Source organism: Nostoc sp. UIC 10630, from assembly GCF_010747425.1.
Taxonomy (GTDB): domain Bacteria; phylum Cyanobacteriota; class Cyanobacteriia; order Cyanobacteriales; family Nostocaceae; genus Nostoc.
This window is the reverse complement of the sequence record NZ_JAAGOG010000066.1, coordinates 1-20,165: the sequence shown is the minus strand read 5'-3', so window position 1 is coordinate 20,165 and position 20,165 is coordinate 1. Positions and strand designations below refer to the sequence as shown.

The following is a 20,165-nucleotide window of genomic DNA, read 5'->3' as shown; positions in this document are numbered from 1 at the left end:
TGATTGAGAATGCTTTCACTGTTCTCTTGTTTAACAAGAGAACAGCTTTAGCTCTCGCTAGAAATTTACATGGGGCTTCATAAATTCAATGCCCCGGTTACTGTATAAGTGGTTCGGTATGTAGAGATATACAGCTTGCATGGTGGCTTGTTCCGAAAAAGAATGGATTATTTATAGAAAATTCATAAATCGCACCACGTATCTGGAGTTAACTTCATACCTATTGATAAAAATCATTTTGTTGACATCCTCCTCAGCATGAAGGTATGAGGATTCCAATCTATTCAAACAGACTTAACTGTATGAATTCTTGGTGGGGTCAGCGTTGAAAAGAGTGAACTGTACAGTCATTTTTGTAGTAGCCATGTCTTTTCTTTTCTGGCTAAGAAACCATTGCACTTTGTTTCTTACTGCATATATATTCTAAAGGTGCCCGCGATCGCTCAATTATTACAATCAGAACTTACGTAGAAAAACTGTTTGTCGATACTGGGTATAAGATTATAAGAGTTTTTTTACCTACACCCCTTGTCCAAAGCCTTGATTTTGCTCATTGCTTCAGTTAATAACAGTTTCGGATTTTAGATTTTGGTTCAAAATTATGTGTAGCAAGCCGAACTAAATTATAATGCGCTCTTGGTTAAACAGTACATTTCGCATTCGCTTAGTACTTCTCGTCCTTTTAGCTGTTGTTCCAGCACTAGGATTAATTCTGTACACTGCTGCCGAACAACGGCGTACCGCTACAGCAGAGGCACAAGAACAGACACTACGGCTGGCGAGATTGGCGGCTAATAACCAAAAACAGGTTGTAGAAGGAACCCGTCAACTGCTGATGATATTGGCACAGCTGCCACTTGTCCGTCAGGGGAATTCAGCAGAGTGCAATCAATTGCTGACCGATATCCTAAAACAACATTCAGCTTACGCTAATTTTGCCGTACTTGATGGTCAAGGAAATGTGATTTGTACTGGGATTGCCTATCCTGGCTCTGTGAATCTCAGAGACCGCAGTTATTTCCAACGTGCTTTGCAAACTCGGAAATTTGTGGTTGGTGATTATCAAATAGATCGCGTCACTAAAAAAGCTACCCTGAATTTTGCTTACCCAATTTTAGACAAGGCAGGGCGAGTGCAAACTATGGTTGTAGCTGCACTTGATTTAGCTCAGTTAAATCAGTTGGCGGCGCAAATAAGAATGCCCCAAGGCTCGGTGCTGAGTTTGGTTGACAAGAAAGGAACACTTTTAGTCAGCTATCCCAATACGCAAAATTGGGTAGGCAAATCTTTAGCACCAGATACTTTCGCCAGAATGAAAATCGCTCAGGTTGAGGGGATCGATAAAGTAACTAGCCTTGATGGTGTACCGCGAATCTTTGCCTTTATTCCTTTGGGCGATAATCCAGTCAAGCCGGATGGATATATCAGGATTGGTATTCCCAAGTCTGAAGTTTTTGCTAATGCTGATAGTTTATTATTCAGAAACTTAATTAGTTTAGGTGTAGTTACTTTTTTAGCGATCGCTGCTACTTGGGTGGGTGGGGATGTATTTTTTCTCAACCAGATACAATCTTTAGTGCAAACAGCCAAGACCTTGGGTAGTGGTCAACTCAACACACGCACTGGACTTGCTCATATATCGGGAGAACTTGGTCAACTGGCGCAAGCGATTGACGAAATGGCAGCAGCACTAGAAGCACGGGAAATCGCGATCGCTTCTCTGAGCCAAAATATGCAAACTTTATTTGAGTTAATTCCCATTGGCATCCTGATCACGGAAGATATGGGATTTCAGGAGGTAAAATCTAACCCAGCATTTGCTGAGATTTTAGGTATCTTGCATGAAGTTAATGTTTCCTCTACTCCCGTTAATGCCCCGCGTCCATCTTACAAAATTTTGCGGCAGGGAAAGGAACTCTCGCCAGAAGAATATCCGCTACGTTATGCAGCCATTCATAATACAGAAGTCAAAGGCACAGAAGTTGATATCGTTCGTGGTGATGGCACTATATTTAATTTATTTGGTTATGCTGCTCCCCTACTTGATGAACAGGGTAATCCCAGAGGAGCGGTAGCTGCATTTTTGAATATTACTGAACGCAAGCAGACAGAAGAATGCACACGTCAGTTGATGAGCCAGGTGCAACATCAAGCCAATATATTAAATGCGATTCTCTCTGCCTCGGTGGATCATATTTATATTTTTGATCGGGATGGTCGTTATCAGTATGTCAGTGAAGGTGGGGCTGCGGTTTTAGGTTGTCAGCCAGAAGAGATAGTCGGTAAGGTATGGCAAGAACTTGATTTTGCCCCAGAAATGTTTACTACGATGCGTCGGGTAGACACCCAACGAGAAACAGTAATGACAACGGGGCAACCCATCAGAGCAGAGACTGAATATAATACCGTTGATGGAGTGCATTGTTACGAATATATTTTGGCTCCTTTATATAGTCCTGAGCAAGCGATCGCAGGTGTAATTGCTGTATCTCGTGATATTAGCGATCGCAAGCGCACGGAGCAAGCATTGCGACAAAGCGAACAACGCCTCCAAATGGCACAAAGAGCAGGAAAAATTGGGACTTGGGAGTGGAATGTACCTACTGGTGAGGTATTTTGGTCGGAAGGAATCTGGGATATCTTGGGGTTGGAAATAGGTACAGAAGAACCTGGTGTGAAGCCTTGGGTTGATTTTATCCATCCTGACGATCGCCCACGGGTTATGGAAGGAGTAGAAAAAGTATTAGCTGAAGGTAAGGAATATTACGATGAATTCCGCATTGTCCGCAGAGATAATACAGTTATTTGGGTAGCATCGAAAGGGCAAATTATCCGAGATGCAGAGGGACAAGCCGAGTGTTTTTTAGGAGTCAACATTGACATTAGCGAGCGCAAGCAAGCCGAAGAGGTGCGGCAAGAAAGTGAAGAACGCTTTCAGGCATTCATGGCACATAGTCCTGCTGCTGCTTGGATTACAGATGCAGATGGTAAAGTTATTTACCTTAGCCCGACTTATGTAAATACTTTTCAGCTATTTACTCAAGATGCGATCGGCAAAACTGCATTTGAATTGTTTGATATTGAGATTGCCACCCAATTATTAAACAACATCCAAACAGTGGCTAAAACTAATCAGGTTTTAGAGACAATTGAAATGGCACCTCGTCTGGATGGCACAATAGGCGATTTCCTCGTTTATAAATTCCCCATTACTCATTTATCTGGGCAAATCCTGGTGGGAGGGGTCGCAATTGATGTGACTTCCCGCAGGCGAGCCGAAGAAGAACGTGAAGAATTACTGCTACGCGAACAAGCTGCACGAGAAGCAGCTGAAACTGCCAACCGCATTAAAGATGAATTTTTGGCGGTGTTGTCTCATGAATTGCGAACGCCGCTAAATCCGATACTTGGCTGGATAACATTGCTGCGGACTCGCCAATTAAGTGAAGAGAAAAAAGCGATCGCTTTAGAAACAATCGAACGCAATGCTAAATTACAAACTCAACTGATCGCTGATTTATTAGATATATCCCGCATTCTGCAAGGCAAATTAACGCTTAACATTTCTTCAGTTGATTTAGCTGCAACTATTGCAGCTGCCAATGAAACAGTCGCTTTCGCAGCAGAAGCTAAATCGATTCAAATTCACACTGAGATTGCACCAGATGTCCAGCTTTTTATGGGTGATGCTAGCCGCCTGCAACAGGTAGTGTGGAATTTGCTTACTAATGCGGTGAAGTTTACCCCAACTGGCGGCAAGGTAAAAATAAAATTAGAGTCTACCGATACTTGTACTCAGATTCAGGTTAGCGATACAGGTAAAGGCATTACACCAGAATTTTTACCTTACGTCTTTGAAACATTCCGCCAAGCTGATAGTGCCACAACACGCAAATTTGGCGGCTTGGGATTAGGATTAGCAATTGTCCGACACATTGTCGAAATGCACGGTGGTACAGTTCAGGCGGACAGCAAAGGAGAAGACCAAGGAGCAACCTTTACAGTTAAATTACCGCTCATCACTACAGTTCTACAATCAAATCAGAATAAAAGTTTACCTAAAATATCGTTGAATTTGCGCGGTGTGCGGGTGCTGACAGTAGAGGATGAGCAAGATACGCGAGAACTATTGGTATTCATGATTGAGCAGTATGGTGCAGAAGTAACAGCCGCCGCATCCGGTCGTGAGGCATTAAAGATATTAAAACAATCTCAGCCAGATATTCTCGTCTGCGATATTGCTATGCCAGAGATGGACGGATATATGCTCATCCGTCAGGTAAGAACTTGGCCAAAAGAACAAGGCGGACAGATAAAAGCGATCGCGCTGACAGCTTATGCTGGAGAATCCGATCAAAAACAAGCTCTCGCAGCAGGTTTTCAAAGACACTTATCCAAACCAATTGATCCCGAAGAACTAATAGAAGCGATCGCTAGTTTAATATGAGCTGCCAATGAACGGACTTTCGCGTTGGTCTGAATCAGCATACACTGATTTTGGACTAATCAAAGTGGTTGCCCTTATAGGAACAATGAGCGAAAGTAAGATATCAGAAATCTTGGAAACCTTCGAGGCAGAACTGCTGTCAGAGTGGACTCAGGAATTAGCCACTATCAATATTCGGAAAGGCTTGATTAAAGAAGCCGAGCTAAAGGAGGAGTGCCGGGAATTCCTGAGCTTGTTTCGGAGCGCGGTTGGGCAGGGCAAGTTGAGCAATATTCAGGCAGCAGCGTGGCAAGATATGCGGGAAATACTAAGCAGCATTTCTCGATCGCGATCGCAAAAAGGCTTCACACCGGCGGAAACAGCTACATTCGTCTTTTCGTTCAAGCAACCCCTCTTCAACCGAATGCGTCAGCAATTGAAAGACCCCATTGAGTTGGGTGAAGAGATTTGGCTAGCCACCAACTTACTGGATCAACTGGGATTGCTGACAATTGAAGTGTATCAAAAGGCGCGGGAAGAGGTGATTTTGCGACAGCAGGAAGAGTTGATGGAGCTGTCTACCCCAGTGATTAAACTCTGGGACGGAATTTTGGCATTACCCATTATCGGCACCCTGGATAGTGCCCGCACGCAAATGATGATGGAGTCGTTGTTGCAGAAAATTGTTGAAACCGGGTCAGAAATTGCCATTATTGACATTACCGGGGTTCCCACCGTGGATACCCTCACCGCTCAACATCTACTCAAGACCGTTACTGCTGCCCGTCTTATGGGAGCTGATTGTATGATCAGTGGTATTCGTCCTCAAATTGCCCAAACAATCGTTTATCTCGGTATTGATTTGACTGATATCACAACAAAGGCAACCTTAGCCGATGCCTTTCTCATAGCGCTAAAACGTTTGGGAGCGACCATTACTCGCTCTCAACCCAAATAGGTAGGAACCAATGGAACGTATTCCTATACTCAAAATGGGCAATTTCCTGCTGGTGACAATCCAAGTGGATATGTATGATCGCCTTGCCATGACTCTACAGGATGACTTGACCAACCGCATCACTCAAACTCACGCTCACGGTGTCTTGATCGATATTTCTGGATTAGAAATTGTCGATTCCTTCATTGGGAGGATTTTAGGCAACATTGCCAGAATATCACGGGTATTGGATGCCCAAACAGTTGTCGTTGGGATGCAGCCTGCTGTGGCAATTACCCTGGTGGAATTGGGGCTGTCGCTGACGGGTATTCGCACTGCCCTAAACGTAGAAAAAGGTATGGCACTCTTGCGATCATCACTCAATGAAACCACAAATCAGGTCATTGCCACTCAATGGCGTGCAGATGACAATGCAGAAGACTGAAACAATCGACATTCAATCTTCTACAGATGTAGTCTTAGTTCGGCAAGCCGTGCGCCATCTGGCCGTGGAGATTGGCTTTGGCTTAGTAGACCAAACTAAAATTGTGACCGCCGCCAGTGAGTTAGCCCGCAATACCCTAGACTATGGGGGAGGTGGCACAGTCAAGCTAGAAACGCTTCAGGAAGGGAGACGACGAGGACTCCGGCTGACCTTTGAAGATCGGGGCCCGGGAATTCCCGATATTGATCTGGCGCTGAAGGATGGGTTCACCACGGGTAGCGGATTGGGTATGGGATTGAGCGGTGCTAAACGACTTGCTAACGAGTTTGAGATTCAGTCTGCGGTGGGAGAAGGAACACGGGTAATAATTGTACGATGGAAATAAAATGAGAGAATCTGTCGCCATTACAATTACTGAATCTAGCCAGACTGGGGAAGCGCGACGGGTAGCGATCGCTTTAGCAACTCGGCTCGGTTTTCAGGAAACGCAACGGGGTAAGGTTGGCATTGTGGTGACAGAGATTGCGAACAATCTAATCCAGCACGGTCAGGGTGGAGTATTATTGCTAAGATTGCTCGAACACGATTCAGCCATTGGTATTGAAGTCTTATCGCTAGATAAAGGACGGGGAATGGTTGATGTGGATGAGTGTTTGCAAGATGGCTTTTCCACAGGCGGAACCTTGGGCAATGGACTGGGCGCAATTTCTCGCCTCTCTGGTTTATTGGAAATTTACTCCATTCGCAATCAAGGGACAGCGCTCCTCGCCCACCTCTGGTCAGACTCGACACCCCATCTGCCGGAAAAGACCTTAGAAATTGGGACGATCTGTTTGCCCAAACGAGGCGAGGAGGTTTCAGGAGATGCCTGGGCATATCAAGTTGATCGTTGCCGTAGCCTGTTGCTAGTAGCCGATGGCTTAGGGCATGGGCCTGCGGCTGCTACTGCTTCCTCAAAAGCCGTAAGAATTTTTCAAGAACACGATCGCTCTCCGGCTGCGATCGTCGAAGCTGCCCACGCCGCCTTGCGAAGTACGCGAGGAGCAGCACTCGCCATTGCTGAAATCGACTTTGAACAACAGTCTGTCCGCTTTGCCGGCATTGGCAATATCGCTGCCAGCATTTTCTCCTTTCCTGAACGCCACCATCTGATATCTAACAACGGCACAGTGGGACATGAAATCCGCAAAATTCAAGAGTTTAGCTATCCCTGGTATGCCAACGGACTTTTAATTATGCATTCTGACGGATTAGACACTAAGTGGCAGCTCGATCGCTATCCAGGCTTGAGTCAAAAACATCCCAGCCTGATTGCAGGTGTCTTATACCGAGACTTTAATCGAGACCGGGATGATGTGACAGTGTTAGTGGCTAAAGGAATGGGAAATAATTCGTAATTCGTAATGGGCTACGCCCCGCTACGCCCCGCTACGCTAACGTAATTCGTAATTCGTAATTAAAGATACGAAAGAAAGTGCAATTTTGAATTGGAGTGAAGCGACTTGACAACTATTTTCACCTTCGAAATCCAGTACGAACAGGATGTTGTCCAAGCTCGGCAACGAACTCGTGAGATCGCCGAGCAATTGGGCTTTGATGCTCAAGATCAAGCACGATTGGCAACGGCAGTTTCAGAAATTGCCCGCAATGCCTTTCAGTATGCCAAAGGTGGAACCGTTGAATTTTCTGTGGCAGGAGAACCTCAAGAGTTTCTGATTCAGATTCAGGATTCGGGTAGTGGCATTCCTCATCTGGAAGACGTTTTGGCAGGACGCTACACCTCTGACACCGGAATGGGGCTAGGCATCATGGGTAGCCGGAAGCTGATGGATTTCTTTGAGATGGAATCGCTACCTGGACAGGGAACAACGGTGGTGATGAGTAAAAGATTGTCGAAGCGCACACCTAATTTCACCGATTTGCAATTGCAGCAGATTCGAGAAAGCGTGATGGAGCGATCGCCCCAAAATCCCTATGAAGAGATCCAGCGACAAAACCAGGAGTTACTGCGGGCAATGGCAGAGCTACGGAAGCGAGAAGAAGAACTAACCCAGCTCAACCGAGAACTGGAAGATACCAATCGCGGTGTGGTTGCCCTCTATGCAGAATTGGATGAGAAGGCAGACTCTTTGCAAAAGGCAAACGAGCTAAAAACCCGCTTTCTCTCAAACATGAGCCATGAGTTTCGTACACCGCTCAACTCGATTCTGTCCCTATCTCGGATGCTGCTGGCCCGGATGGATGGTGATTTGACCGTCGAGCAAGAAAAGCAGGTGACATTCATCCAAAAGGCAGCGAGCGGATTATCAGAACTGGTCAACGACTTGCTGGATTTGGCAAAGGTGGAAGCTGGAAAAATTGAAGTGCGTCCCAGTTCTTTTGAAGTTAGTGATTTGTTTGCCACACTGCGGGGAATGCTGCGCCCATTATTGGTTCAAGACTCCTCTGTCGCGCTAATTGTCGAGGAACCTGAAGGCATTGGGCAGATATATAGTGATGAGGGCAAAGTCGCGCAAATTCTGAGAAACTTTATCTCCAATGCCCTGAAATTTACCGAGCAGGGAGAAGTGCGTGTAACCGCTGTGCAAAGAGGTCATAACGTGATCTTCTCCGTGTCTGATACGGGCATCGGTATTGCGATCGCCGATCAAGAGCGCATTTTTGAGGATTTTGTCCAAATTGAGTCTTCTCTGCAAAAGCAGGTGAAGGGAACCGGGTTAGGATTGCCGTTATCGCACAAGCTAACGGAGCTACTGGGCGGTAGCATTTCAGTTACAAGTAAGCTGGGTGAAGGTTCTACATTTACAGCAGCGATTCCCATCGTCTACCCTTATGCAACCGAATTTCCCACCCTACTGCAACCGATGTTCGACGGTCGAGCGGAGACGATCGCACCACTGGAAGCAACTCGTCTGCCAATTCTGGCAGTTGAAGATCATCGAGAAACGCTATTTATTTACGAAAAGCACCTTCAGGATTCAGCCTATCAATTAATTGCGACCCGCACTTTAGCTCAAGCTAGGCTTGCCTTACAACAACTTCAACCAGCGGCGATTATGCTCGATATTATGCTAGAAGGGCAAAACGGCTGGACGTTCTTGCGAGAAATCAAAGGAGATGAAAGCACCCGCAGCATACCTGTACTAGTTATCACCATCATTGATAACGAGAAGCAAGCACTAGCCCTAGGAGCCAACGGTTTTTTAATTAAGCCGGTAGACAGATTGCAGTTGTTGAATAAACTTAATACGCTAATTAATCAGAACAAGCCTCAAAAAATCTTGTTAATTGACGATGACCCTGCCTATCGGTATTTGGTGAAACAGTTGTTGGTAAATACACAATTGAGTATTTTAGAAGCCATGAACGGATGGGAAGGATTAAATTTGGCAGAACGCGAGCAACCGACTGCGATCATCCTTGACTTGGAGATGCCAGAGTTAAGTGGGTTTGATGTACTCAAGCAGCTTAAAAGCAATCCTGTCACTCAGTCGATTCCTGTGATCATCTACTCATCGGCACAAATTGATACAGAAACTCAGAGCCAATTAGCAAAAAAAAGCATCGCCATTCTTTCCAAAGAAACAGGCTCTCAAACCGCAACGATGGGCTACACCTCGCCTTTGCTGCGGAACGCTCCGCTAACGGCGAACGCCCAACTGCAAGATGCGCTGATCAAAGCTGGGCTTGTTCTAGATACTTGTGGGCAAAGTCATGTCTGAGCCACGGGTTATCATCCTGCATGTTGACGATAACGAAGCCAATCGTTACATCGTCACCCGGATTTTGCAAAATGCAGGCTTTACCGTCGTGGAAGCGGCAACGGGAGTAGCAGGATTAAAAGCAGCTACTGAACATCAACCTGCTCTGGTGATTTTGGATGTTAAATTACCAGATATTAACGGCTTTGAAGTCTGTCGCCAAATTAAGGCAAATCCCGAAACTGCTTTTATTCCCGTGCTACACCTTTCTGCAAGTTTTGTCCAAAGCCAGGATAAAGCAGAAGGCTTAGACAGTGGTGCCGATGCTTATCTGGTGCAACCTGTTGAACCCATTGAACTGCTGGCGACAGTGCGATCGCTGCTGCGAATTCGACGAGCGGAGGAAGCTGCTTTATCCTCAGCACGAGAGTGGCAAACTACCTTTGACTCTATCAAGGACAGCGTATGTCTGGTAGACCGGGAAGGTATAATTCTGCGCTGTAATCTAGCGATGATGCAGCTTTTTTGCAAGCCCTCCCACGAAATCTTAGGTTGTGTTCACCATGAGTTGATGGGCGCAGAATTGGGGATTGGAGATGGCGCTTGTTTTCGTCGGGCGAAAGAAACTCACCAACGGCAAGTTCTAGAATTTCAGTCCACAGAACGCTGGTTTGCCAAAACCATTGACCCAGTATTTGATGGGTATGGGACTCTCACAGGTGCCGTTTTCATCCTGTCCGATATCACCGAACGAAAGCGAGCATCAGCCTTGCTGCAAGAGCAGAACGATCGCCTCAATCAGCTGATGATTTCTTTGCAGCAACAAACTGAACAAGCACAACAAGCTAATCGGATTAAAGATGAGTTTCTGGCAGTACTGTCTCATGAATTGCGATCGCCCCTGAATCCAATTTTGGGATGGGCAAAAATTTTGCAAACGAGCCACCAGGACGCAGCCAAAACTCAGTATGCGCTTGAAACGATCGAGCGTAACGCTAAACTGCAAGCGCAACTGATTGAAGATTTGCTCGATGTATCGCGTATTCTCCAAGGTAAGTTGAGTTTGCATACAGTTCCAGTTGGTCTAACTTTAACCATCAAAGCTGCTCTGGAAACCGTGCGACTAGCTGCTGAAGCTAAATCTATTCAGATTGAAACAGTCTTTGAACCGAACGTTGGGCAAGTGTTGGGTGATTCTGGTCGCCTGCAACAGGTTGTTTGGAATCTACTTTCCAACGCGATTAAATTTACCTCACAGGGTGGTCGAGTAGAGGTGCGGTTAGAAAGGATTGAGAATGAACTAGATACTCATCCTTCGGAATACACTCAAATCACTGTCAGCGACACTGGTATGGGGATCTCTCCTGACTTTCTACCTTATGTCTTTGACTACTTCCGCCAAGCCGATGGGACAACAACCCGAAGATTTGGAGGATTGGGATTAGGGTTAGCGATCGTGCGTCATTTAGTTGAATTGCATGGCGGAACCGTTCAGGCAGCAAGCCCTGGAGTCGGTCAAGGAGCAAGGTTTATAGTCAAGTTTCCACCGATCGCTGCGGCAAAACTGAATCAAGATGATACTGCGTTCCATAATCGCTCAGACTTCAATCTAAATGGATTGCAAGCCCTGCTTGTAGATGATGACAGAGATTCACGGGAATTCATCGCCTTCCTGCTAGAACAGTATGGGGTGCAAGTGACTGAAGCTGAATCAGCACATGATGCTCTAAGCACTTTGGGGCAAGCAAAATTTGATTTGCTAATCAGTGATATTGGAATGCCCGATATGGATGGCTACACACTAATTCGTCAAATTAGAAAGCAGCCGTCTGACCAAGGGGGAGAAATTCCAGCGATCGCCCTTACCGCTTATGCAGGAGAGATTGATCAACAACTAGCACTAGCAGCCGGATTTCAACAGCATATTTCTAAACCAATTGAGCTAGAGGTACTAATGCAGGCTATTTTCACTATAGTCGGGGTATAGCAACGATTAATGAAAAATTTACTTAGGGGGATCAATACACATTTTGTACCCAGCAAAAAGATGTGTATAGACCGTAGCCTGAAAAGGGGGGAAGCAGAATCAAAGTCCCCCAATTTATCGGGGAATTTAGGGGGATCTAAAATTTTTGCTACCGACAAGAGGACTTTTCAAACATCCTCTAACTCTTAACTGTCGTGACAACGGCTTCAACTGTAGCTTTTTGTTCGTCAGCATCTACAGAAGTAACTGCCCAACGCAGAGGTTCGCCTTGTTTCTTTAACTCTGTTTCAATTACTTCTAGTAACTCTGCGGGAGTTTCTTGTAAATCAATTTCTGCGGTAATAAAATGAGTTGTCATTTTGGTAAATCCTGTTAATTTGTAGTTTCTAGAATAGCTGACTTCATCTGCGATGAAATACTTGTATAACTTATCAGATGGTAATCTGAGTGAACAGTTATTCAGTTATGAATAATCATCCGATATACTGATAACTGTTCGCTGATTATTTGCCTTTGCCAAATTGTAACTGATAAACTACGTCTTCCTTTTCTGTCTGAAGTTTCAAATCAGAAAGGGGTTTGGCAACACAAAGCAATACGTAACCTTGCTTTTGTAAATCTGGACTAACGCCCATACCATCAGTTTGATCCACAGTTCCCTCAGATAATTGACCGGCGCAAGTTGTGCAAACACCTGCATTGCAAGAACTCGGCAATTCTAAACCAGCAGCCTCGGCAACCGATAAGATCGTTTCATTTTCAGGAACTTGCAAGGTATGAATTTTGCCTTGGTGATCAATTTCTACGGTGTAAGTTTTGGGCATATACAAAAGAAGGTGATGCTACGGACAAATTTATTAGTTTATCTGAATTAGTTAAAAATATCTAGATGTAACTATAAAAATTTAGGTAAAAGATCCATGATTATAGCAACTAATTCTAAACAATTTTTAGATTAGTAACATTATTTACCATAAAACACACAAATAAATTAGTTAAATTTGCTTACTATAAATATGCGCGATCGCGTAGGATGGAGAGTCGAAAGTGGTTGGATCTCTTACTCAAAAGTAATTTCTGATACCGCTTTGCTTATCCCAATGTAAACTCATCGTGTAGTTAGTTCACTATTAGTCTTTTTGGGAATATGCCTTTCGGTATACTTTTAACTATCTACTTTTCCTAACTCCCTAAAAAATGGGCGAACCGGGGGTAATTACGAATTACGAATTACTTTAATTTACTACCTGGCTGCCATGACTGCGGGGGTCATCTTGACTAGCTGTTGGTGCTACTGGGGCTGAAAACTTGGAAACCTTCCCACTAGCTTGAGCATAAGGAAGAGATGAACCAGTAACCAAAGCTTCTAAGTTACTAGCCATTATTGTACGGGGTTGATCGCCGATCGCTTGAGCTATGGTTTCCCCTTGCTGACTCAAAAATACAAAATGGGGAATCCCGTCCACCCGATATTTCAGCATTTCAGGTAGCCACTTGGTATTATCCACATTCAGCATGACAAAATTCATCTTGTCAGCATACTCTGTTTCTAGTTGAGTGATATCTGGTGCCATTTTTTGACAGACAGTACACCAATCAGCATAAAACTCTACTAGAGATGGTTTGCCGTTGCTGACGGCTACTTCTAATGGTGTGGACGAATCGCTTAACTTGGCTAGAGTTGCTGAGGTTGTTTCAGTTCGCAATCCTAAGACGAGGGCAACGCTAAGAGCGATCGCTACCATTACAACTAAGAAGTTTCTCAAACGCTTCCCTAATGAAGATTCAGGCTTATCGGGAGAATTAACAGGTGAATCAGTACTCATAACAGAATTATTAAAACTTATTAAGCAATTTCTTCTTTAGTCTAGCTGACTCTAGCCGCTCTTTAATACGTAATTTGATATTCAAAATGGGTATTAGAGGCTATTTATAAAGTAAAAATAAAATTCTTGTAGGGTTGTTAGGCGCATATTTCCATATAGTTTGTTACAAAAAATATGACTCTCGCGCCTAACACACCATGTTATGTAGCGGTGAACACCCTACTTAAGATTTATGCCACCATAAATTAGTGTTTTTATTTACCAAAGCGACGCTCTATATCATCTGCTTGGGAACCACCACGAACCGAGTTAATCCGTAACGAGGTCTTATCTTTAGAAATGTTATAAGTTAAAGGCTTTGTCTTAGATATTCGCGTTTCACCCTCTTTAGCCAAAGTCTGGGGTGGATACTTAATAATTAAAGCTTTGATTGCCTCAATTCGTTTGGGTACTGCTGGATGAGTTGTATCAAATTCAGAACCAGGAGTTTGAGCCAAAACCTGCATTACTCTTAAACATCCTTCTGGTTCAAAGCCTGCTTTCACAGAAGCTATGTAGCCAATTTCATCAGCTTCAAACTCTTGTTGTCGTTCTTGTTCTGCTAAACGCTGTTCTAACTCTTTTTTCTTTTTATCGACAATCTCATTAATGCGTTGCTGTGATTCTACTTGTCGTTGAGCGCCTTGATTACCAAGAACTGAACCCAGTAAACCACCAAAAGTTCCTCCAACTACACGATTCACAACGGCACCGCCAACGTTAGCAGCTGTTGACTCTTGGTTTGCAGCTTCTCTTTCTCCCAGTACTTCTTTGGTTGCTTCTTCTTGAATTTTGGCAATTAACTCAGTTTTTTTAGCTTCACCAACAGCAATGTGACGCTTGGTGTGATGTCCCATTTCATGGGCAACTACACAAGCTAATGCTGAAGAATCACCAGCTAACTGGTCAAGTATGCCATCGTAAATAGCAACCAAATTAACGTCACTTGCATAAGCATTGACATCATACTTGGGAACAGCCACAACCCGCCAAGGACGATTATCTAATTCGTTGGCACGTGCGACTCTATCTATGACGCGATAGAGGGTATAAAAATCTTCAGGTAATTCTTTTTTAGCTTGCTGGTAAATTGTTGTAGCTGTGGGTGCTGGTTTCTTTGATTGGACTGGTTTAGCCTGGACTGGCACCATTGCAGACAACAAAAGTAGGCACAAGGAGCTAGTAGTTAGGAGTGTTCTGTCCCAGTTCAGCATTATTGTTGATACCTCTGTAATATAAGGATTATTTTTATACAATAATGCAAAAAATATTTTGTGTAAATTTAAGATTTACAAAAGTACTACAAACCGAAGTCTGCTTAAACGGACTTCGGTTTGTTGGCGTGAGCGACGGTAGTCATGTCAGTGAAGCTGCGTAGGCATAGCCCATCATAGACATCACTGTTACTCAGACATACAAGTTAGCTCGATATTTACAGTTTGTGTTGGCGTAATTGCTCTACTATATAATCTTGCAGTTCTTGTTTTTCTCTGTTACTGGCATTTCGTTGATAAGTTCTTCCTGTTTCTTGAATAAACTTACGTTTCTCGCTTGGAGAAGATTTGACTTTACCTCCAGTTCCTTGCAGCTTTTGCTGTAATTCTTCCCAAGTCTTTTCGCCCACACTTTCGCCTAGTTTGACAAGTACCTTTGGTAGTAATGTTTTTGCCTCTCTTTGAAAATCTTCTTCTGTCTCAAGGGAAGCTAAATCTATATTGCTGAAGTCGATATCGATTTGAAACTTACTCATAGAATTGTATTTGTTCTTTTAACGATTATTACCACAATGAGGAAAAGATAAGTTTTATTTTGCTATCAATCGTAGATAGGATACGAAGATAGCATGATTGAGCAGCTAGTAGATGGTAGGGATCGGTTAACTTTGCACTGACAAGTATCGCCAATGCTTTGCGCGTGGGCGTTTGCCTGCTTGAACCTATGAAATAAACTATATGGAAGCTTTCGTCACGAATTTGACGACTGTACTTGCTACAGCAGTTGATATCTTTACTGGCATTATCATTGGTATAGCCGTCTTGGAAGCCGTAGCCAAGATCCTGGTTTTTTTCTTCAGCCGCCGTAAAAAGTTGAATGAGGCTAAAGAGGAAATTCGGCTATCGCTGGGTATGTGGCTGGCTCTTTCCCTTGAGTTTGCATTGGCTGCCGACATTTTACGTAGTACGATCGCTCCAACTTGGGACGAAATTGGTAAACTAGCTGCCATCATTGCGCTACGAACAATTCTGAATTTCTTTTTGGCAAAAGAAATTGAGCAAGCAAAGAATAAAAAGAACGAGATCAAGGATGAATCTTTTTAATTTCTCAGTATGGGCAGTAATCATCCAGTTTTTAGGTTCTTTAGCGATCGCTGCTTATGTCTTCGCTGCCATCTTTTCTCTAATTTTCAGGTGTAATGTCTATCAGGCAAGACTTATAGTAGCAGAAGGGGTGGTAACAAGTTTAAACTTTATGGTTGCAGCAACTCTGCTAAAGACAATTAATCTGCGAACTTGGAGGCAAATTTTAGTCTTTAGCTTAATCCTATCAATCCGCATCTTTCTTAAGAAGTTATTTGTGTGGGAGAAAATGCAAATTTTGACAATAAAATCTCGCGTTTAATGAGTCAAAAAAGTTTTTACTAATAATTTAAGACTGCCATATCAGAAAGATTTTACATATAGTTAATGCCTGCATAACCAGGTTAGCAATATTAAAAATGCTATCTTGAAAGCAAAGGTCATTTGCTCAATTTTTGAGGAAAAAACTATGACTACAACGCTCAAAGAGTCTAGTTCTATCGAGTCATTGCTAGGTAAAGAGGCTGAAGACCTGCTTACCTACAAAGCAAAGGTTTCTCAAGATTTACTACACTTGCCAGGGCCAGACTTTGTAGATCGAATCTGGATCAACAGCGATCGCAATCCTCAAGTATTGCGTAATCTCCAGTTACTTTATTCTACTGGTCGTCTGGCAAACACAGGTTATCTCTCAATTTTACCTGTAGACCAAGGTATTGAACATTCTGCTGGTGCGTCTTTTGCGCCCAATCCAATTTACTTTGACCCAGAAAATATTGTTAAATTAGCGATCGCCGCAGGTTGCAATGCTGTTGCTACCACTTTAGGAGTATTGGGTATAGTTTCGCGCAAGTATGCTCACAAAATTCCCTTCATTGCCAAAATCAATCACAACGAATTGCTGACTTTCCCCAATCAATTTGACCAGGTATTGTTTGCTGATGTAGAACAAGCTTGGAATTTAGGGGCGGCGGCAGTAGGTGCGACAATCTACTTTGGTTCAGACCAGTCTACCAGACAGATTCAGGAAATCAGCAAAGCTTTTAAACGCGCCCATGAATTAGGGATGGCGACTATTCTCTGGTGCTATCTGCGGAATAACGCTTTTAAACAAGATAAAGATTACCACCTTGCTGCTGACCTCACCGGACAGGCAAATCATTTAGGTGTGACGATTGAAGCTGATATCATCAAACAAAAGTTACCCGAAAATAACAATGGTTACGGTGCAGTTGCCAAAGCCAGTGGTAAGAGTTACGGCAAAACAGATGAGCGCGTTTATACAGAGTTGACAACCGATCACCCAATTGATTTAACTCGTTACCAAGTACTAAATTGCTACTCTGGGCGTGTAGGGTTGATTAATTCTGGTGGCGCGACTGGTAAGAATGACTTCGGCGAAGCAATTCGCACCGCCGTGATCAACAAACGCGCTGGTGGTTCGGGATTAATTTCTGGGCGAAAGACTTTCCAGCGTCCCTTTGAGGAAGGTGTGAAGTTATTTCATACCATTCAAGATGTTTACTTATCGCCAGATGTGACGATCGCTTAGGGAGTGGGGAAGGGAATAGGGTACAGATTACAGATTACAGATTACAGATTACAGATTATTCACTGTCACCTGTCACCTGTCACCTGTCACCTGTCACCTGTCACCTAATCCCCCATTGCTATCTAACATTTCTCACTAAGAAATCTGGTTGACCACAACTTTTTCGCGATCGCTTCAAAATCTCGGCACTACAAATACCAGGTTCACCATTTTTGGAATAACAAAAGAAGACTTCTTGTAAAAACCTTCCCGAACCAGAACAGAAAGGTGCTACACCATCAGCAGTAATTTTATTATTAGCACTCACAAATGAATTTTTAAAATTTGTAATAGTGGTACGCAAAGGTTTATTGGGACGATTATAAGCTGCGGGAATAGCGATCGCATCTTTTAAGTTTTTACTCAATGTCAAGTATTCCGCAGGAGTTTTCCCCGAACAAGTACCATGTTTTTCCCATTCATGATCGTAAAGTTTATTACTAGGATACAAATTGGGAAACCGTTGCTTTACTTCCGACGGTAGTTTTTGCGTGGAACAATTAGCAGGATAACCAGTTTGGTACTGTGGCCACAAACCATGTAATACAAAACCAAGTTTCCTTCCAGAACCGCACTGCTGCGGGTCACGGGTACCATTTTTTGCACAATAATCCGGCGACCAGGAGAGTGTCAGTACATAAAAATCAAATTTACCTGGAGTACCGCGATTTTGAGCAATGGCAGCATTAGGTATAAAAAGATTAGTAATTAACAGAGAAGATGTAATTAAAAGTTTCTTAATCTGCATAAAAACAGTTAGTTTGCACTAAAAATCAAGTTATATACGATACATTCTTAAGAGTCAATAATCAAACTGCTTCGCGGAGTCATTTGTCATTAGTCCTTTGTCATTAGTCCTTTGTCATTAGTTATTTCTTATTCTTCCCTGCTCCCTCATCTCCCCGATTATCAACGAATTCAGAAAAAGCAAATCTCGGTAATGATTCTGGGATATCCTTAGATAAGTGAAAGATTTGCCAAAAAATAGTAAGAATGAAGCTGGCAGCAAGAGTAAGTCAGGTAACACCTTCATTGACCTTAGCGATCGCAGCCAAGGCTAAGGCACTGAAGGCAGAAGGAATAGATGTTTGTAGTTTTAGCGCTGGAGAACCAGATTTTGATACCCCAGCGCATATTAAAGCCGCAGCAGTCAAAGCTTTGGATGAAGGCAAAACCAAGTATGGTGCAGCAGCCGGAGAACCAAAGTTAAGGGAAGCGATCGCCCATAAGCTCAAAAATGATAACGGTCTTGATTACAAGTCGGAGAATGTCATCGTCACCAATGGCGGTAAGCATTCTCTGTACAACTTGATGGTGGCGCTAATCGATCCAGGTGATGAGGTAATTATCCCTGCACCCTACTGGCTAAGTTATCCCGAAATGGTGACTTTAGTCGGTGGAGTTTCGGTAATTGTACCCACAGATGCCACAACGGGTTATAAAATTACTCCCGAACAACTCCGTAAAGCAATCACCCCCAAGACAAAGTTATTTATCCTCAACTCTCCATCTAATCCCACAGGGATGGTTTACACGCCAGACGAAATCAAAGCACTGGCGCAGGTAGTAGTTGATGCAGATATCTTTGTCGTCTCTGATGAGATTTACGAAAAGATTCTCTACGACGGTGCAGAACATATCAGCATCGGTTCTCTTGGAAAGGAAATTTTTGACCGCACTTTGATCAGTAATGGGTTTGCAAAAGCTTATTCTATGACTGGTTGGAGACTCGGCTATTTAGCGGGGCCAGTGGAAATTATTAAAGCAGCAAGTACCATCCAAGGGCATAGTACATCTAACGTGTGTACCTTTGCTCAATATGGTGCGATCGCAGCGCTACAAAGTTCTCAAGATTGCGTCGAAGAAATGCGCCAAGCCTTCGCCAAACGCCGACAGGTAATGCTAGACAGACTCAACGCCATTCCCGGATTGAGTACTGCAAAACCAGATGGCGCGTTTTATCTGTTCCCTGATATCAGCAAAACCGGTCTAAAATCCCTAGAATTTTGTGACGCTTTGTTGGAAAAACATCAAGTTGCAGTCATTCCTGGAATTGCTTTTGGCGCTGATGACAACATTCGCCTTTCATACGCTACAGATATGGCAACCATTGAAAAGGGAATGGATAGGTTAGAGAAATTTGTCAAGTCACGTATTTAGTTGTCATTTGTCATTTGTGAGGAGAACTTATTAACTCTTCAATTTTTTACTCCACCTTTTCAACTCGAACTGGTGGAGTTTATTTTCAAGCCTCAAATTAGTTCCCAAAATACTTTTACTTAGAACTTATCAAACGTGGAAAGGACTTGATGAGTACAACTCCTCCAACCAAGGCAAAAATTGATCCTAAGCCAGTTAACATAACAGGTAAAAACCATAGACTTAGCCAAGATTTTATCATGGCAGAATTTGGCTTTTCTGGACTGTATAATATTTCTACCTGCTGACCTTTAGTAAACTCTGGTGGGTTGCTGCCTGAATTTGATTCAAAAACCGTTGCTTCCCCAGAACGAGCGGTAAATTTTATTACTGGATAGTAGGCATAAGAAGAACGACCTTTCCTATCAGTTGATGAACGTTGCACCAAATCAATTATTGTCCCTTGTGCTGGTATTGCTGAGGTAACAAAGGAACGAGTATTCAATGCAATCATGATGCCCGTAACGGCAATTATGCTGCCAACACCGCCGAATATTGAACCAAATATACGAAAGAATTTTGTATCTTCATTCATAAAATATTGAAAGGTTTAGTATAGCTAAAAGTTTAGATTGAAAATTTTAGGTTGATATTTTCAGATTAGGTAACAATCGGGGAGAAGTAGGGGAGGCAAATCTTAAGGCTATCACGCCACAGTGCCAACAAAATTTCGTAGGCGATCTTCTCCCCATGCCCCCTGCCCCCTGCCTCTTTCTC

The 20,165-nt window shown here is 43.4% G+C and carries 18 protein-coding genes; 11 read left to right on the top strand and 7 right to left on the bottom strand.

Features of this window, described 5'->3' with window-relative positions; genetic code table 11:
• Positions 1 to 628 precede the first annotated feature (628 nt).
• The 7 genes from G1O98_RS17025 (at position 629) to G1O98_RS16995 (ending at position 11,496) form a co-directional block, all read left to right on the top strand.
• Complete coding sequence (locus tag G1O98_RS17025; RefSeq protein WP_163929885.1) at positions 629 to 4,447, top strand: PAS domain S-box protein; 3,819 nt, start codon at positions 629 to 631, stop codon at positions 4,445 to 4,447.
• A 7-nt stretch (positions 4,448 to 4,454) separates the two neighbouring features.
• Entirely contained in the window at positions 4,455 to 5,384 is a 930-nt protein-coding gene (locus tag G1O98_RS17020) for an STAS domain-containing protein (protein WP_228058389.1), read from the top strand.
• 10 nt (positions 5,385 to 5,394) lie between these two features.
• Positions 5,395 to 5,808, top strand: a complete 414-nt coding sequence (locus G1O98_RS17015) for an STAS domain-containing protein (protein WP_163929884.1) — start codon at positions 5,395 to 5,397, stop codon at positions 5,806 to 5,808.
• Positions 5,795 to 6,193: an anti-sigma regulatory factor gene (locus tag G1O98_RS17010; RefSeq protein ID WP_163929883.1), complete on the top strand. Its 399-nt coding sequence runs from the start codon at positions 5,795 to 5,797 to the stop codon at positions 6,191 to 6,193. Before G1O98_RS17015 ends, G1O98_RS17010 begins: the two co-directional genes overlap by 14 nt.
• A gap of 1 nt (position 6,194) precedes the next feature.
• Positions 6,195 to 7,205 (top strand): SpoIIE family protein phosphatase, encoded by a 1,011-nt coding sequence (locus tag G1O98_RS17005; RefSeq protein WP_163929882.1) that lies wholly within the window; start codon positions 6,195 to 6,197, stop codon positions 7,203 to 7,205.
• Positions 7,206 to 7,310: 105 nt separating this feature from the next.
• Positions 7,311 to 9,530: an ATP-binding protein gene (locus G1O98_RS17000; RefSeq protein ID WP_163929881.1), complete on the top strand. Its 2,220-nt coding sequence runs from the start codon at positions 7,311 to 7,313 to the stop codon at positions 9,528 to 9,530.
• Entirely contained in the window at positions 9,523 to 11,496 is a 1,974-nt protein-coding gene (locus tag G1O98_RS16995; protein ID WP_163929880.1) for a response regulator, read from the top strand. Before G1O98_RS17000 ends, G1O98_RS16995 begins: the two co-directional genes overlap by 8 nt.
• Before the next feature lie 178 nt (positions 11,497 to 11,674).
• On the opposite strand, the gene G1O98_RS16990 is transcribed toward G1O98_RS16995, so the two are convergent.
• The 5 genes from G1O98_RS16990 to G1O98_RS16970 form a co-directional block, all read right to left on the bottom strand.
• The gene (locus G1O98_RS16990; protein WP_094351499.1) at positions 11,675 to 11,854 is read right to left on the bottom strand and encodes a hypothetical protein; all 180 of its coding nucleotides are present in this window, start codon (positions 11,852 to 11,854) and stop codon (positions 11,675 to 11,677) included.
• A gap of 145 nt (positions 11,855 to 11,999) precedes the next feature.
• Positions 12,000 to 12,320, bottom strand: coding sequence for a 2Fe-2S iron-sulfur cluster-binding protein (locus tag G1O98_RS16985; protein ID WP_114080152.1), 321 nt, complete (start codon positions 12,318 to 12,320; stop codon positions 12,000 to 12,002).
• A 411-nt stretch (positions 12,321 to 12,731) separates the two neighbouring features.
• Positions 12,732 to 13,322 (bottom strand): thioredoxin family protein, encoded by a 591-nt coding sequence (locus tag G1O98_RS16980; protein WP_114080153.1) that lies wholly within the window; start codon positions 13,320 to 13,322, stop codon positions 12,732 to 12,734.
• A 254-nt stretch (positions 13,323 to 13,576) separates the two neighbouring features.
• A complete protein-coding gene (locus G1O98_RS16975) occupies positions 13,577 to 14,575 on the bottom strand; it encodes a M48 family metallopeptidase (RefSeq protein WP_163929879.1) in 999 nt (332 codons plus the stop codon).
• Positions 14,576 to 14,793: 218 nt separating this feature from the next.
• Complete coding sequence (locus G1O98_RS16970; RefSeq protein WP_163929878.1) at positions 14,794 to 15,111, bottom strand: hypothetical protein; 318 nt, start codon at positions 15,109 to 15,111, stop codon at positions 14,794 to 14,796.
• Positions 15,112 to 15,313: 202 nt separating this feature from the next.
• On the opposite strand from G1O98_RS16970, the gene G1O98_RS16965 reads away from it, so the two are divergent.
• The 3 genes from G1O98_RS16965 to G1O98_RS16955 all read left to right on the top strand — a co-directional run bounded on the left by G1O98_RS16965 (position 15,314) and on the right by G1O98_RS16955 (position 17,210).
• A complete protein-coding gene (locus G1O98_RS16965) occupies positions 15,314 to 15,679 on the top strand; it encodes a DUF1622 domain-containing protein (protein WP_163929877.1) in 366 nt (121 codons plus the stop codon).
• Positions 15,666 to 15,980 (top strand): DUF1622 domain-containing protein, encoded by a 315-nt coding sequence (locus tag G1O98_RS16960; protein WP_163929876.1) that lies wholly within the window; start codon positions 15,666 to 15,668, stop codon positions 15,978 to 15,980. Before G1O98_RS16965 ends, G1O98_RS16960 begins: the two co-directional genes overlap by 14 nt.
• 147 nt (positions 15,981 to 16,127) lie before the next feature.
• Positions 16,128 to 17,210, top strand: coding sequence for a class I fructose-bisphosphate aldolase (locus tag G1O98_RS16955; protein ID WP_163929875.1), 1,083 nt, complete (start codon positions 16,128 to 16,130; stop codon positions 17,208 to 17,210).
• Between the two features lie 118 nt (positions 17,211 to 17,328).
• Here the strand turns inward: G1O98_RS16955 and G1O98_RS16950 are convergent, their stop codons facing one another.
• On the bottom strand, positions 17,329 to 17,997 hold the full coding sequence (locus G1O98_RS16950; RefSeq protein WP_163929874.1) for a ribonuclease: 669 nt from the start codon (positions 17,995 to 17,997) through the stop codon (positions 17,329 to 17,331).
• Positions 17,998 to 18,242: 245 nt separating this feature from the next.
• Between G1O98_RS16950 and G1O98_RS16945 the strand changes: the two genes are divergently transcribed.
• On the top strand, positions 18,243 to 19,409 hold the full coding sequence (locus G1O98_RS16945) for a pyridoxal phosphate-dependent aminotransferase (RefSeq protein WP_163929873.1): 1,167 nt from the start codon (positions 18,243 to 18,245) through the stop codon (positions 19,407 to 19,409).
• 115 nt (positions 19,410 to 19,524) lie between these two features.
• Here the strand turns inward: G1O98_RS16945 and G1O98_RS16940 are convergent, their stop codons facing one another.
• Positions 19,525 to 19,983: a DUF3592 domain-containing protein gene (locus tag G1O98_RS16940; protein WP_163929872.1), complete on the bottom strand. Its 459-nt coding sequence runs from the start codon at positions 19,981 to 19,983 to the stop codon at positions 19,525 to 19,527.
• Positions 19,984 to 20,165: the final 182 nt, after the last annotated feature.

Excerpts from the sequence above, each read along its gene's own strand:
- G1O98_RS17025 (WP_163929885.1), top strand. The coding sequence starts at position 629 with ATGCGCTCTTGGTTAAACAGTACATTTCGCATTCGCTTAGTACTTCTC.
- G1O98_RS17020 (WP_228058389.1), top strand. The coding sequence starts at position 4,455 with ATGAACGGACTTTCGCGTTGGTCTGAATCAGCATACACTGATTTTGGA.
- G1O98_RS17015 (WP_163929884.1), top strand. The coding sequence starts at position 5,395 with ATGGAACGTATTCCTATACTCAAAATGGGCAATTTCCTGCTGGTGACA.
- G1O98_RS17010 (WP_163929883.1), top strand. The coding sequence starts at position 5,795 with ATGCAGAAGACTGAAACAATCGACATTCAATCTTCTACAGATGTAGTC.
- G1O98_RS17005 (WP_163929882.1), top strand. The coding sequence starts at position 6,195 with ATGAGAGAATCTGTCGCCATTACAATTACTGAATCTAGCCAGACTGGG.
- G1O98_RS16995 (WP_163929880.1), top strand. The coding sequence starts at position 9,523 with ATGTCTGAGCCACGGGTTATCATCCTGCATGTTGACGATAACGAAGCC.
- G1O98_RS16990 (WP_094351499.1), bottom strand. The coding sequence starts at position 11,854 with ATGACAACTCATTTTATTACCGCAGAAATTGATTTACAAGAAACTCCC.
- G1O98_RS16985 (WP_114080152.1), bottom strand. The coding sequence starts at position 12,320 with ATGCCCAAAACTTACACCGTAGAAATTGATCACCAAGGCAAAATTCAT.
- G1O98_RS16980 (WP_114080153.1), bottom strand. The coding sequence starts at position 13,322 with ATGAGTACTGATTCACCTGTTAATTCTCCCGATAAGCCTGAATCTTCA.
- G1O98_RS16975 (WP_163929879.1), bottom strand. The coding sequence starts at position 14,575 with ATGCTGAACTGGGACAGAACACTCCTAACTACTAGCTCCTTGTGCCTA.
- G1O98_RS16970 (WP_163929878.1), bottom strand. The coding sequence starts at position 15,111 with ATGAGTAAGTTTCAAATCGATATCGACTTCAGCAATATAGATTTAGCT.
- G1O98_RS16965 (WP_163929877.1), top strand. The coding sequence starts at position 15,314 with ATGGAAGCTTTCGTCACGAATTTGACGACTGTACTTGCTACAGCAGTT.
- G1O98_RS16960 (WP_163929876.1), top strand. The coding sequence starts at position 15,666 with ATGAATCTTTTTAATTTCTCAGTATGGGCAGTAATCATCCAGTTTTTA.
- G1O98_RS16955 (WP_163929875.1), top strand. The coding sequence starts at position 16,128 with ATGACTACAACGCTCAAAGAGTCTAGTTCTATCGAGTCATTGCTAGGT.
- G1O98_RS16950 (WP_163929874.1), bottom strand. The coding sequence starts at position 17,997 with ATGCAGATTAAGAAACTTTTAATTACATCTTCTCTGTTAATTACTAAT.
- G1O98_RS16945 (WP_163929873.1), top strand. The coding sequence starts at position 18,243 with ATGAAGCTGGCAGCAAGAGTAAGTCAGGTAACACCTTCATTGACCTTA.
- G1O98_RS16940 (WP_163929872.1), bottom strand. The coding sequence starts at position 19,983 with ATGAATGAAGATACAAAATTCTTTCGTATATTTGGTTCAATATTCGGC.